This window comes from Pseudonocardia parietis (assembly GCF_017876315.1).
GTDB lineage: Bacteria > Actinomycetota > Actinomycetes > Mycobacteriales > Pseudonocardiaceae > Pseudonocardia > Pseudonocardia parietis.
The window spans coordinates 3,949,961-3,963,400 of sequence record NZ_JAGINU010000001.1 but is presented as its reverse complement, the minus strand read 5'-3'; the positions used below and the strand labels follow the sequence as shown (position 1 = coordinate 3,963,400).

Sequence of the window (13,440 nt, the reverse complement as noted above, 5' to 3'; positions counted from 1 at the left end):
GGCAGTCTGCGGGCCGGGCCGGATCAGCCCGCGAGCGGGGTCGCCCGGGCCGCCTCGGCGTCCAGCACGACGTCGACCGGGGCCGGCGGGCCCAGCTCGGCGACGGTGAAGTCGACGCCGGTGTCGCGGGCGAGCCCGACCAGGTGCTCGTGGTGGGTGAACAGCAGGACCTGCTGCGACCCGGCCAGCTCGGCGAGCACCCGGATCGCGGCCGGGGCGCGCTCGTCGTCGAAGGTCATCAGGATGTCGTCGAGGACCACCGGCACCGGGGGCAGGCCGGTCGCGGCCCGGTCGGCCTGCAGCTGCTCGATGCCGGCCAGCCGCAACGCCAGGTGCACCTGGTCGGCGGTGCCCTCCGACAGCTTCTCCGGCGCCAGCTCCTCGCCGTCGGAGCGGACCGCGACCAGGGTGCGGGTCCCCGAGCCCGGCTCGGACGGCGGGCGCAGCGCGACGAACCGGCCGCCGGTCAGCTGCTCCAGCAGCGTCCCCGCCCGGACCAGCAGCGGGGAGGCGTGGCTGCGCTCGTAGGCGTCCAGCTCCCGGCGCAGGATCTCCCGCTGCAGGTGCAGCACGAGGTAGCGCTCCGCGGCGTCGGCGACGCCGGCCAGCTCCTCCTGGGCGCGGGCGTGCAGCTCGGCGGCGCCCTCGGCCTCCTCCAGCTCGCGGCGCCGCGCGCGCAGTCCGCCGAGCTGCTCGCGGATCTCGTCCTGTTCGGCGCCGAGCTCGCTCTCGTGCGCCTCGGCACGGTCGAGCGCCTCGGCCAGCGCACCCGGTTCGGTCTCCGGGGCGGACGCGACGAGCTCGTCCGGGTCGAGGTCGGGCGCGGCGGCGGCGAGCAGCCGTGCCTGCTCGGCGATCCGGTCGTCGAGGTCGGCGACCGTCGCGCCGCGCTCGGCCGCGGCCTCCAGCCCGCCCGGCTCCATCGCCTCGGTCAGCGCCAGCTCGACGGCGAGCCGGTCGAGCACCGCGCCGGCGGCGGCGGCGTCGCGGGCGGCCCGGGCGGCGGCGTCCTCGGCGGCGACGATGCCGTCGTCGAGGTGCCCGGCCGACACCGCGGCCTTGGTGACCTCGCGGACCCGGTCGGCCAGCTCACCGAGCCGGTCGGCGGACGCGGTCCCGGTCGGGGCCCGGTCCAGGTGCCGCTCGACGAGCGCGGTGACGGCCCGGCAGTGCGTGCTGACGGCCCGTTCGAGCCGCTTGGCCTCGGCGTCGTCCTGGCGGGCGGTCGCGCCGGCCTGCTGGGCGTCGGCGACGGTGTCGCGGCGGGTGTCCCACCCGGACGGCCCGAGATCGGTGGGCAGCCCGGCGCTGCGCAGGGCGAAGCGCCAGCGCGACCGCGCCAGCTCGCACTCGTGCCGGGCGGCGTCGGCGGCGCCCCCGGCGCGCTCGGACTCGCTGCGCAGCCGGTGCAGCAGCACCCGGCGGTCGCGGGCGTGCTCGGCCTCGGTCGCGAGGTCGCCCGCGGCGACGAGCAGGACGTCCAGCGGTGCCCCGTCGCGCGGACGACCGGCGGCGGCCAGCGCCGCGGCGAGGGCCCGTTCCTGCTCGTCGGCCTGGTCGCGCAGCCGGGCGAGGCGCTCGTCGGCGCGGCCCACCTCGCCCTGCGCGCGGACCGCGTCGGTGAGCGCGGTGACCACGCCGTCGGCGTCGTCCGGGTCCGGGACGGCGACACCGTGCGAGCGCCACAGCGTCGCCCAGGCGGTCCGGGCGTTCTCGGCGCGGGCGCGGGCGTCGTCGACGTCGGCGGCCGCGTCGGCGGCCTCGGCGCACGCCGCGTCCAGCTCGGCCTCGCGGTGCGCGAGCTCGGCGACCCGGTCCGCGGACTCGATCATGTCGTCGGCGACCCGGTCCGCCGCGGCGACGGCGGCCGCGACCCGCGCCGCGGGTACCGCGGACCGGGCGGACAGCAGCTCCTGCACGGCGGCGTCCCGTTCGGCGCGGGCGGCGGCCAGTGCGTCGGGCCCCACCGGACGGCCGCGGGCGACGACCCCGTCGCGGGCCGAGCGGGCACGGTGCTCGCGCTCGGCGGCGTCGGCGGCGGCCCGCTCGGCGGAGCGCTGGTCCTGCTCGGCGGAGCGCAGCGCGGTCCGCAGCGTGCGTACCTCGCGCACCGGCGGCGCCAGCACGGTCGCGGTGTCCGGGCCGCGGTGACCCGCCACCTGCAGGGCCTCGGCCCGGCGGGCCAGCGCCGCGTCCCGCTCGACCACCGCGGCCCGGCACAGCGCGGCCGCCGATCCCTCGGCCTCGATCGCGCGGCGGACCTCGGCGACCCGGCCGACCTGGTCGGGGTCCAGCCCGCCGGGCACCTCGGCGACCTCCCGCACCTCGGCGAGGGCCTCGGCGTGCAGCCGCTCGGCCCGCTCGGCCTCGACGACGGCGTCGTGCAGCCGCCGGGCGATCGCGTCGAGGTCGCGGGCCCGGTCGGCGGGCAGGTGCACGGCGGCGAGCCGCTCGTCGGCGCTGCGCCCGTCCTCGGCGACCAGGCCGGCCAGCGCGGTCTCGGCGCGGCGGTGCAGCTCGGCGGCGTCGGCGCGCAATCCGGCCGCCCGCTCGGCGTCGGCCCGGCGGGCCTGTGCGGCGGACTCGAGCTCCCGGATCCGGGTGGCGTCGGCGAGCAGGTCCTCGTCGAGATCGAGCTCGGCGCGGTCGGAGCGCAGCTCTTCGGCCCGCTCGCGGTGCTCGTCGCGGCGGCGCTCGGCGGTCTCCCGGTCGGCCGTCGCGCGGGTGTACTCGGCCAGCGACCCCACGTCGAGCGCGGCACCGGTGGCGCACAGGGCGTCGCGTTCGGCGTGCAGCTCGGCCAGCTCGCGGGCCGGTTCGCGGCCCCGGACGGCCTGGCGGGCCCGGTCGGCGTCGTCGGCGGCGGTGCGGCGGGTGCGGGCGAGCTCGGTGGCCCGGCGTTCCAGGCGGGCGATCTCGTCGGCGAGCGCGGTGACCTCACCGGCCCGCGAGGTCCGGTCCGCGGCGGCCTTCTCGGCATCGGTGAAGCGGGCGAACGCGGCCCGCACCTGCACCGACCTGCTGCCGCGGTGCTCCTTGTAGAGCGCGTCGGCCTCGGCGTCGAGCGCGGCGACCAGGGTCCGGGCGTCGCGGCCGCTGCGCGCGGTGAACACGAGCTCGGCGAGGTCGCCGCCGCCGGCGCAGAGCTTGCGCCCGCCGTCGCGGAGCTGCTCGTGGCCCAGGCCGAAGCCCTCCCGCCAGCGCTTGCGGGCCTCCGCGCCGCCGGCGCCCCAGGGGGCGTCGACGGCGGTGCCCTCGTCGTCGTGCAGGCCGCGGGTGGTCCGGCGCAGGACCCGCTCGCCGTCGCCGTGGGTGACCCGGGCGGCGACGGCGAGCCGGGCCGGACTGACGGCGTAGGCGTGCTTCGCCGGGCGGGGCATCCCCCACAGCAGGTCGGACAGCGCATCGAGCAGGGTGGTCTTGCCCGCCTCGTTCGGGCCGGACACGATCGTCAGCCCGGTGCCCAGGGTCAGCGACCGGTCCTCGTAGGCGCCGTAGCGTTCCAGGACCAGCGCGCGCAGCGCCGCGCTCACGAGCCCTCCCCCGCCATCCGGGCCAGCAGCTGCTGCTCGGCCTGGCGGGCCAGCGCGGCGAGCCGCTCGTCGTCGCGCAGGTCCAGCAGGCCCGCCTCGCGCAGCCGCCGCCCGACCTCGCGTTCCAGCGGCGCGGCCAGCTCCCGGACCCGGTCCGGGTCCGCGGCGAGCCCGGCGGCCGTCGCGGACACCGCGGCGGTCAGCTCGGGGTCGACGGCGAGGGCGTCGGCCGGGGGCCGGGTCCGGTTGCGGATCTTCTCCAGGACCGCGCCGGCGTTCTCCGCGGCGAGCTCCAGCTCGGTGCGGACCCGCTCGGTCGCGGTCAGCTCCGCCGCGGCCGGGCCGGCGCCGTACAGCGTCACCTGCGCGACGACCGCGCGCGGCGCGGCCCGGACACACCGCTCCCGCACGGCCGCGGCGACGGCGTCGAACACCTCGTCGGCACCGGCCAGTCCGGTGATGTCGACCTCCACCAGCTCCCAGCGGGCGACGTCGAGCTCCAGCGGCTCGAGCTGCGCGGCCCGCCCGGGTTCCACGTCGACGAGCAGCGCGCCCTTGGCTCCCCGCTCCTGGGGGTGGCGGCCCTGCAGGTTCCCGGAGAACGCGGCCGTGTGCAGGCCGTCGCAGACGACCCGCTGCTCGTGCACGTGCCCGAGCGCGAAGTACTCGTACCCGCAGCCGGACAGGTCGTCGGGCCGGCAGGGGGCGTAGGTGTCGTGCCGGTCGTCGCCCTGCACCGAGGTGTGCAGCATGCCGGCGTTCACCAGGCCGGGGATCCGGTCGGGATAGGCGGGCACCAGGTTCTCCACGACGGCCCGGCGGGCGAAGCCCTGCCCGTGCACGGCCAGCCCGAGGTCGTCGAGGACGACCGTCTCCGGGGCGTCGGTCGCGAGCCGGTGCGTGTTCGGGGGCAGCCGCAGCGAGCGGGTGATCTCGGACTCGGCGTCGTGGTTGCCGTTGATCAGGAAGACCGGGATGCCCTCGTCGTGCAGCCGGGACAGCTGGCGGACGAAGAAGGCACCGGTGGCGTAGTCCTTCCAGTCCCCGTCGTAGACGTCACCGGCCAGCAGCAGCGCGTCCGCCCGGTGGTCGACGACGGCGTCCACCAGGTTCTCGCAGGCCCGCCGGGTGGCCGAGCGCAGCGTCGCGGCGAGGTCGGAGTCGCCGAGCCGGGACAGCCCGCGCAGGGGGCTGTCCAGGTGCAGGTCGGCGGCGTGGACCAGGCGCACGGGGCGGCTCCGTACCTCGGGGGCGACGTTCGGGGGCTGCGGCGGACCGGGCGAGTCTAGGAGAGGGGGGCGACAGCACCGCCGAGGCGGCCCGGCGCGTCGGGCACCCACAGCGACGTCGCCACTCCTGCGGGTTCAGCAGGTGGGGCAGGACACAGCGGTGCCGGTCACGTTCCGGTGTCCGCCCCCGGGCGCGCGGGTACAGCATTGACGCCCGATCCCGATACCTCCGAGGCACGCTCACGATGACTCTGCTCTGCGAACGGTGCTACGGCCCGGTCGACCCCACGACCGACCGCTACTACCGGCTGGCCCACATCGACCACTCCGACGCCGCCGGGAACGTCGCCTGGCGCCACGCGGTCGTGCACGTCGACGCCTGCCCCGCCGCCGGGAGCGTCACCCCGGCCGAGCAGCGGGGGCGAGCGGCATGATCCGGGACCTGCTCTGCGAGGTCTGCCTGAACCCGATCGACCGCACCCGCGAGCCGTTCCGGGCCCAGGACGTGGTCGGCCCCGACGGGGCCGCGGTGCGCAGCCACGTGCACGCGCTGCCCTGCGAGCTGCCCGACACCGGCGAGTGGGACGGCGCCCGCCGCGGCCTGTCCCCCGCCGCGATCCAGCACGCCGCCGCGCAGGCCGACCACCGCTGACGGTCTCCTGGCAGTGACCTACCGGCGGTAAACCGTCGAAAGTGGGGATGGACCGGGCCGCCGGGGTGCGGTCTGGTCATCGGATGAACACGACCGCGGACGGCGCCCGGTGAACGGCCCGTCCGCCCGGCTCGCCGCCGCCACCGGTCTGCTGTTCGCCGCCCTGTTCGTCGCGGCGCTGGTGCTGCTGCACCGCGCCCCCGGCCTCGCCGACCCGGACACCCGCTACGCCGCCTTCCAGGCAGGCGGCGGGGACGGGCTGCTGGTCGCGGTCGGGCTCTACCTCGTCCCGCTCGCGGGCATCGCGTTCCTCTGGCACATGACGGCGATGCGTGCCCTGCTCGACACCCTGACCCCGACGCCGGCGGCGATGGCGCACGGGCTCAACCTGCTCTCCGGCGTGCTGTTCGTCGCCATGCTGTTCGCGGCCACGGCCGCCGTCGCGGCACCGGCACTGGCGTCGTCGCTGGGGAACGCACCGCCGGTCGAGCCGCAGGTGGCACGGGCACTGACCGCCGTCGGGTACGCACTGTTCTTCGTGTTCGCGGTCCGCGGCGCCGGGATGTTCGCGATCACCACGACGACCCTGCTGCGTGCCGGCGGGGTGCTGCCCGGCCCGGTCGCGGTGCTCGGGTACCTGCTCGCCGCGTTCCTGCTGCTCACCGCGAGCACCGACCCCGCCGCCGCGCTCGTCCTGCCGGCCTGGGTGGTGCTGGTCGCCGCGAGCCTGCTCGTGCACGCCCGCCGCGCCCCGGCCGCCGTGGCGGCCGAACCCGCACCGTCCTGACCCCAGCCGTCCCCCGGACCGAGGAGCCGTCATGGCCGCACCCGCACGTCGCCCGGCGACCGATGCCGTCCCGGGGCCGCGGCCGCTGCCGCTGATCGGCAACGCCCTCGACGTCCCGGCCGGCCGGACCATCCAGGCGCTGATGGAGCTCACCCGCCGCTACGGACCGATCATGCGGCTGCGCACCCCGGAGGGGGACCGCTACGTCGTGTCCGGCCTGGACATGGTGAACGACCTCTGCGACGACGCGCGGTTCACCAAGCTCGTCGGCGGTGGTCAGCGGATCCTGCGCAGCCGGTTCACCAGCGCCGGGCTGTTCACCGCGGACACCGACGACCCGCTGTGGCGCAGTGCCCACGACATCCTGCTGCCCTCGTTCAGCACCCGCGCGATGCGCGGCTACCTCCCCCAGATGATCGACATCGCGCAGCAGCTGATGCTCAAGTGGGAGCGCACGAACCCGGGCGAGCCGGTCGACGTCACCGCCGACACCACCCGCCTGACGCTCGACACCATCGCCCTGTGCGGGTTCGGCTACCGCTTCAACTCGTTCTACCGGGAGACCAACCACCCGTTCGTCGACGCGATGCTCGGCGTGCTCGCCGAGAGCCAGGCCCGGACCCGGATGCCCCCGGCACTGGTCCGGGCCCGCCGCGGCGCCGAACACCGGTTCGCCCGCGACCTGGCGCTGCTGACCGGCACCGTCGGCACGATCCTCGACGACCGCAGGCGCAGCGCCGACCCGGGCGACGACCTGCTCGCCCACATGCTCACCGGTACCGACAAGCAGGGCCGTCAGCTGCCCGACCACAACATCGTCTCGCAGTGCATCACGTTCCTGGTCGCCGGGCACGAGACGACCAGCGGGCTGCTGTCGTTCGCCATCGCCTACCTGATCAAGCACCCGGACGTGGTGGCCCGCGCCCAGCAGGAGGTCGACCGGGTGCTCGGCACCGACCCGGGGGTGGAGCCGAGCGCGGAGATGCTCGGCAGGCTCACCTACGTCCGGCAGATCCTGGACGAGACGCTGCGGCTCTGGCCGACCGCGCCCGCGTTCACCCGCAGGCCCTACGCCGACGACACGGTCGGCGGCCACCCGATGGCCCGGGGCACCGCGATCATCGCGCTCACCCCGATGCTGCACCGGCTGCCCGAGGTGTGGGGCCCGGACGCCGAGCGGTTCGATCCGGACCACTTCGCGCCCGATCGGCGCGACGCCATCCCGCCGAACGCGTTCAAGCCGTTCGGCTCCGGGCAGCGTGCCTGCATCGGGCGGCAGTTCGCGATGCAGGAGGCCGTGCTGGTGCTCGGCATGCTGCTGCAGCGCTTCGAGCTCGTCGACCACACCGGCTACCGGCTGAAGATCAAGGAGGCACTCACCCTCAAGCCGGAGGGGCTGACGGTCACGCTGCGCCCGCGGTCCGGCCGGACCTCCGGCGCCGGCCCCGCGGCGGTGCTCGCCACGCCTGCGGCCGCGCCCGCCGCCGCACCGGCCACCGGCGACCGGCACGGCACGCCGCTGCTGGTGCTGTTCGGCTCCAACCTGGGCACCGCGGAGGACGTGGCCGGGCGGATCGCCCGGGACGCGATCGACCGCGGCTACAGCGCGCGCACCGCGCCGCTCGACTCCGCCACCCGTGACCTGCCCACCGCCGGCGCCGTGGTGATCGTGTCGGCGTCCTACAACGGCACCCCGCCGGACAACGCGGCCGGGTTCTGCACCTGGCTGCGCGAGACCGCGACCCCGGCCGGCGCCGCCGCGGGTGTGCGCTACACCGTGTTCGGCTGCGGGAACCGGGACTGGGCCTCGACCTACCAGGCCGTCCCCACGCTGATCGACGACCGGCTCGCGGCACTCGGCGGCACCCGGGTGCACCCGCGCGGCGAGGGCGACGCGCGCGGCGACTTCGACGGCCAGTACGCGGCCTGGTACGGCGACCTGTGGGACGACCTCGGGACCGCGCTCGGTCTCGGCGGGCGGGACGCCGCGGCCCCGGCGGCGGGGCCCCGGTTGCGGCTGGAGTACGAGAACCGCCGCGCGTCGGCGCCGGTCGTGCGCTCCTACCGCAGCGTGCCCGCGCTCGTGCGGGCCAACCGGGAGCTGACCTCGGGCGCCGGGGACCGCTCGGTGCGGCACCTGGAGATCGAGCTCCCGGCCGGGACGACCTACGCCACCGGCGACCACCTGGGTGTCCTGCCGCGCAACGACACCGCGCTGGTCCGCCGCGTGCTCACCCGGTTCGGCCTGGACCCGGGGACCTACGTGACGGTCGCCGCCACCGGCGCGGCCCCGACCCACCTGCCGACGGGCGAGCCGTATCCGCTGCTGGCCGTGCTCGCCGGGTGCGTGGAGCTGCAGGACCCGGCGGGCCGGGCCGGGATCGCGGCACTCGCGGCGCACCTGCCGCCCGGCCCGGAGCGGACCGGCCTCGACGGGCTCGTCGGGACCGACGAGGCGTCCCGGGCGCGCTACCGCGAGCAGGTGGCACTCCCCCGGCGTTCGCTGCTCGACCTGCTGGAGTTCCATCCGTCGAGCACGCTGCCGTTCGACGCGTTCCTCGACGCGCTCCCGCCGCTGCGGCCGCGCTACTACTCGATCTCCTCGGCGCCGGAGACGGAACCGCACCCGTCGGTCACGGTCGGGGTGCTGGAGGGGCCCGCCCGCTCCGGTGACGGGGTGCACCGCGGGGTCTGCTCCACGCACCTGCGCGACACCGCGCCGGGCGGCACGGTGTTCGTGCTGGTCCGGGAGCCCTCGATCGCGTTCCGGCCGCCGGAGAACCCGCACCGGCCGATGATCATGGTCGGGGCGGGGACCGGGATGGCCCCGTTCCGGGGGTTCTGCCAGGAACGGACGTCGTTGCAGGAGCGCGGCGTGCCGGTCGCGGAGTCGCTGCTGGTGCTGGGCTGCCGGGACCCGCACGACGACCTGCTCTATGCCGACGAGCTGCGGGTCTTCGCCGACGCCGGGGTGGCGCGGCTGCTGCCCGCGTGTTCGCGGGTACCCGGCCACCCGCACCGCTACGTCCAGCACGTGCTGGTCGCGCAGGCGCAGCAGGTGTGGGAGTTCCTGGAGCGCGACGCCGTGGTCTACGTGTGCGGGAACGCCGCCACGATGGCCCCCGCCGTGCGGGCCGCGCTGGTGGAGGTCTTCCGGGACCGGACCGGGGCGGGTGCGCCGCAGGGCGAGGCGTGGCTGGCCGGTCTGCGGGCGAGCGGGCGCTACCTGGAGGACATCTGGGGTGAGTCGGCGGTGCTCGGCTGAGCGCGCGGCGGGCCGGGGTCAGCCGTCCTCGCGCCGGTCCCGCTCCGCCTCGTCGGCCTCGTAGACGTCCGGGACGCCGTCGTGGTCCTCGTCGCGGGTCTCGATCTCCGCGATCCGCCGGTAGTGCCGGTTGCGGATCCGCAGCAGCACCGTCGCCAGCAGCGCGGCCGTCAGCGAGCCGACGAGCACGCCGATCTTCACATGATCGTCGTGGTCGCTGCCGGTACCGAAGGCCAGCTCACCGACCAGCAGCGACACCGTGAACCCGATACCGGCGAGCTGGGAGACCCCGAGCAGGTCCCACCAGCTCAGCTCGTCCGACAACCGGGCGCGGGTGAACCGCTGCACCAGCCAGGTCGAGCCGAGCACGCCGATCGTCTTGCCCACCACGAGGCCGGCGATGATGCCGAGCGTCACCGGGTCGGCGAGGGCGGCACCGATCCCGCCGCTGTCGACCACCGAGACCCCGGCGGCGAAGAACGCGAACACCGGCACGGCGAACCCGGCCGAGATCGGCCGCCAGGTGTGCTCGAACCGTTCGGACATCGAGTGGTGGTGCGGATCGGGCGGGGTGCCCCGCTTCTGCAGCACCGGCACCGCGAAGCCGAGCAGCACGCCGGCGACCGTCGCGTGCACCCCGGACTCGTGGACCAGCACCCAGGCGACGGCGGCGAGCGGCAGCAGCAGCCACCACGCGCGGATGCCGCGCTGCACGGCCAGCGTGAACAGCCCGAGCGGGACGAGCGCCAGCAGCAGTGGCCCGAACGAGAGCTCGTCGGTGTAGAACATCGCGATGATCGTGATCGCCAGCAGGTCGTCGACGACGGCCAGCGTCAGCAGGAACATCCGCAGTGCCGAGGGCAGGCTGGTACCGATCACGGCCAGCACGGCGACCGCGAACGCGATGTCGGTGGCGGTGGGGATCGCCCAGCCCACGAGCGTGTCCGGGCTCGACGCGTTGATCGCCAGGTAGATCAGCGCGGGGGCGATCATCCCGCCGACCGCGGCGGCGACCGGGAGCAACGCCTTGCTCGGATCCCGCAGGTCACCGGCCAGGAACTCGCGCTTGAGCTCCAGCCCGACGACGAAGAAGAAGATCGCGAGCAGGCCGTCGGCGGCCCAGGTGGCCAGCGACAGGTCCAGGTGCAGTGCGGCCGGGCCGACCGTGGTCCCGGCGAGGTCGAAGTACGCCTGCCGCCACGGTGAGTTCGCGAAGATCAGGGCCAGTACCGCGGCGCCCACGAGCAGGGCACCACCCACGGTCTCGGCGCGCAGGACCTCGGCGATCCGTTTGGCCTCCGGCCAGGAGCCACGGGCCAGTAGACGGCGGGGCTGGTTGTTCGACGCGTTCACGGCACTCCGGGGGGTTCGGCGGACAAGGGGCATCGCTCGCCGACCAGACTTCCCGGCACACCGCGCGGAACCCTACCGCAGGGCTGCGGCCGCGGCGGCCAGCTCCCTGATCCGGTCGAACTCCCCGGCCGCCACCAGGCCGGCCGGGGTGAGCCAGGTGCCGCCGACGCAGGACACGTTCGGCAGCGCCAGGTAGCCCGGCGCCGAGTCGGCGGTGATCCCGCCGGTCGGGCAGAACCGCAGCTCCGGCAGCGGGCCGGCGACCGCGGAGAGGAACGGGCGCCCGCCGGAGGCCTCGGCCGGGAAGAACTTCATCGCGGTGTGGCCGCGCTCGGCGACGGCCAGCATCTCCGAGAGCGACGACGTCCCGGGCAGGAGGTCGAGGCCGGAGTCCTCCATGGCGTCCAACAGCCGCGGGGTGACGCCCGGGCTGACCAGGAAGCGCGCACCGGCGTCGACGGAGGCCCGCACGTCGTCCGGGGTGCGCACGGTGCCGGTCCCGACGACGGCACCGGGCACCTCCGCGGCGATCCGGCGGACGGCCTCGGTGGCGGCCGGGGTCCGCAGGGTGACCTCGATGACGGGCAGGCCGCCGTCGACCAGGGCGCGGGCCAGCGGGACGGCCGTCGCGGCGTCGTGCAGCACGACGACCGGGACGACAGGGGCGAGCTCGAGCAGCTTCTCGCTCATCGTTGCCTTCCTCGGGGGGTTACAGGGTGACCGACGCGCCCCGGTCGGCCGGACCGACGGCGGCGCGGAACGCGGCGAACAGCTCGCGGCCGGTGCCGAAGGTCGGCCCGGACGGCCCTGCGGGTAGCGCCGGTTCGCGGGCGTCGAACTCGTCGGCGTCGACCAGCAGCGACAGTGTGCCGTTCAGGGTGTCGAGCCGGATCGGGTCCCCGTCGCGCACCTTCTGCAGCGGGCCGCCGCGGGCGGCCTCGGGCGTCACGTGCAGGGCGGCCGGGACCTTCCCGGAGGCGCCGGACATCCGGCCGTCGGTGACCAGCGCGACCCGCTGCCCGCGGTCCTGCAACACACCGAGCGCGGGGGTCAGCTTGTGCAGCTCGGGCATCCCGTTGGCGCGCGGGCCCTGGTGCCGGACGACGGCGACGAGGTCCCGGCCGTCGAGCTCGCCCGCCTCGAAGGCGGCGAGCAGGTCGGCCTGGTCGTCGAAGACGGCGGCGGGGGCCTCGACGAGCCGGTGGTCCGGCTCGACGGCCGAGGTCTTCACCACCGAGACGCCGAGGTTGCCGTGCAGCACCCGCAGGCCGCCGTCCGGGGCGAACGGGTCGGCGACCCCGCGCAGCACCGACTTGTCGAGGCTCTCGGCCGGGCCCTCGTGCCAGACGAGCGAGTCACCGTCCAGGAACGGTTCGCGGGTGTACCGCGCCAGCCCCGGCCCGTCGACGGTCCGCACGTCGTCGTGCAGCAGGCCGGCGGTGTGCAGCTCGCGGATCAGTACCTGCAGGCCCCCGGCGGCGCGGAAGTGGTTCACGTCCGCGGAGCCGTTCGGGTAGATCCGGGCGAGCAGCGGCACGACCGCGGACAGGTCGGCGAAGTCGTCCCAGGTGAGCGCGACGCCCGCGGCGGCGGCCATCGCGACCAGGTGCATCGTGTGGTTGGTGGAACCGCCGGTGGCGAGCAGCGCCACCACGCCGTTGAGCACGGCCTTCTCGTCGACGATCTCGCCCATCGCCCGCGACGGGTCACCGGCGGCGGCGAGCGCCCGGCGGGTGGTCTCGGCGGTCAGCGCGTCGCGCAGCGCGGTGCCGGGGTTGACGAAGGACGAGCCGGGCAGGTGCAGGCCCATGACCTCCATCAGCAGCTGGTTGGAGTTCGCGGTGCCGAAGAAGGTGCAGGTCCCCGGGCCGTGGTAGCTCCTCGACTCGGCGTCCAGGAGCTCGTCGCGCCCGGCCTCACCGGCGGCGAACGCCTGCCGGACGCGGGCCTTCTCCTTGTTCGGCAGCCCGGAGGTCATCGGGCCGGCCGGGGCGAGCAGTACCGGCAGGTGCCCGAAGGACAGCGCACCGATGACCAGGCCGGGGACGATCTTGTCGCAGACGCCGAGCAGGACGGCGGCGTCGAACATGTCGTGCGAGAGCGCGACGGCGGTCGACATCGCGATGACGTCGCGGGAGAACAGCGACAGCTCCATGCCGGCGCGGCCCTGGGTGATGCCGTCGCACATGGCGGGCACGCCGCCCGCGACCTGGGCGACCCCGCCCGCGTCCCGCGCGGCCCGCTTGATCAGGGCGGGGAACGTCTCGAACGGCTGGTGCGCCGACAGCATGTCGTTGTAGGCGGTGACGATCGCCAGGTTGCGGGCCGGCGACGCGGTCAGCGTGAGCTTGTCCGGCCCACAGGCCGCGGTGCCGTGGGCGAGGTTGGCGCAACCCAGGTCCGCGCGGCCGGGTCCGGCCGGGCGCTGCGCGGCGGCGGAGCGGATGCGCTCGAGGTAGGCGGAGCGGGTGGTGGCCGACCGGGCGACGACCCGCTCGGTGACCTCGGCGAGGACGGGATGGAGTTCCGGGGTGGCTGTTGCGGGAGCAGCGGTCACGGTGCGTCGATCTCCAGAGGGGTGGGCGGTCTCGGACCGTGCGGCGCAGGCTCTGCGCGATCCG

The 13,440-nt window shown here is 76.0% G+C and carries 9 protein-coding genes; 4 read left to right on the top strand and 5 right to left on the bottom strand.

What is annotated here, in order from left to right; genetic code table 11:
- Nucleotides 1-23 precede the first annotated feature (23 nt).
- On the bottom strand, nucleotides 24-3,533 hold the full coding sequence (locus tag JOF36_RS18780; protein WP_210028317.1) for an AAA family ATPase: 3,510 nt from the start codon (nucleotides 3,531-3,533) through the stop codon (nucleotides 24-26).
- Complete coding sequence (locus JOF36_RS18775; protein ID WP_210028316.1) at nucleotides 3,530-4,762, bottom strand: metallophosphoesterase family protein; 1,233 nt, start codon at nucleotides 4,760-4,762, stop codon at nucleotides 3,530-3,532. Before JOF36_RS18775 ends, JOF36_RS18780 begins: the two co-directional genes overlap by 4 nt.
- 245 nt (nucleotides 4,763-5,007) lie before the next feature.
- On the opposite strand from JOF36_RS18775, the gene JOF36_RS18770 reads away from it, so the two are divergent.
- The 4 genes from JOF36_RS18770 (at nucleotide 5,008) to JOF36_RS18755 (ending at nucleotide 9,466) form a co-directional block, all read left to right on the top strand.
- Entirely contained in the window at nucleotides 5,008-5,196 is a 189-nt protein-coding gene (locus JOF36_RS18770; RefSeq protein WP_210028315.1) for a hypothetical protein, read from the top strand.
- A complete protein-coding gene (locus JOF36_RS18765; protein WP_210028314.1) occupies nucleotides 5,193-5,414 on the top strand; it encodes a hypothetical protein in 222 nt (73 codons plus the stop codon). Before JOF36_RS18770 ends, JOF36_RS18765 begins: the two co-directional genes overlap by 4 nt.
- Before the next feature lie 109 nt (nucleotides 5,415-5,523).
- Complete coding sequence (locus tag JOF36_RS18760) at nucleotides 5,524-6,201, top strand: hypothetical protein (RefSeq protein ID WP_210028312.1); 678 nt, start codon at nucleotides 5,524-5,526, stop codon at nucleotides 6,199-6,201.
- A 31-nt stretch (nucleotides 6,202-6,232) separates the two neighbouring features.
- Nucleotides 6,233-9,466: a bifunctional cytochrome P450/NADPH--P450 reductase gene (locus JOF36_RS18755; protein ID WP_210028310.1), complete on the top strand. Its 3,234-nt coding sequence runs from the start codon at nucleotides 6,233-6,235 to the stop codon at nucleotides 9,464-9,466.
- Nucleotides 9,467-9,484: 18 nt separating this feature from the next.
- Here the strand turns inward: JOF36_RS18755 and nhaA are convergent, their stop codons facing one another.
- The 3 genes from nhaA to edd all read right to left on the bottom strand — a co-directional run bounded on the left by nhaA (nucleotide 9,485) and on the right by edd (nucleotide 13,376).
- On the bottom strand, nucleotides 9,485-10,819 hold the full coding sequence (nhaA, locus tag JOF36_RS18750; RefSeq protein WP_307862458.1) for a Na+/H+ antiporter NhaA: 1,335 nt from the start codon (nucleotides 10,817-10,819) through the stop codon (nucleotides 9,485-9,487).
- A gap of 72 nt (nucleotides 10,820-10,891) precedes the next feature.
- Nucleotides 10,892-11,509 carry a bifunctional 4-hydroxy-2-oxoglutarate aldolase/2-dehydro-3-deoxy-phosphogluconate aldolase gene (eda, locus tag JOF36_RS18745; RefSeq protein ID WP_210028306.1) on the bottom strand — a complete coding sequence of 206 codons (618 nt, stop codon included), beginning with the start codon at nucleotides 11,507-11,509 and terminating at the stop codon, nucleotides 10,892-10,894.
- A 19-nt stretch (nucleotides 11,510-11,528) separates the two neighbouring features.
- A complete protein-coding gene (edd, locus tag JOF36_RS18740; RefSeq protein ID WP_210028305.1) occupies nucleotides 11,529-13,376 on the bottom strand; it encodes a phosphogluconate dehydratase in 1,848 nt (615 codons plus the stop codon).
- Nucleotides 13,377-13,440 lie beyond the last annotated feature (64 nt).

Excerpts from the sequence above, each read along its gene's own strand:
- JOF36_RS18770 (WP_210028315.1), top strand. The coding sequence starts at position 5,008 with ATGACTCTGCTCTGCGAACGGTGCTACGGCCCGGTCGACCCCACGACC.
- JOF36_RS18765 (WP_210028314.1), top strand. The coding sequence starts at position 5,193 with ATGATCCGGGACCTGCTCTGCGAGGTCTGCCTGAACCCGATCGACCGC.
- JOF36_RS18755 (WP_210028310.1), top strand. The coding sequence starts at position 6,233 with ATGGCCGCACCCGCACGTCGCCCGGCGACCGATGCCGTCCCGGGGCCG.
- eda (WP_210028306.1), bottom strand. The coding sequence starts at position 11,509 with ATGAGCGAGAAGCTGCTCGAGCTCGCCCCTGTCGTCCCGGTCGTCGTG.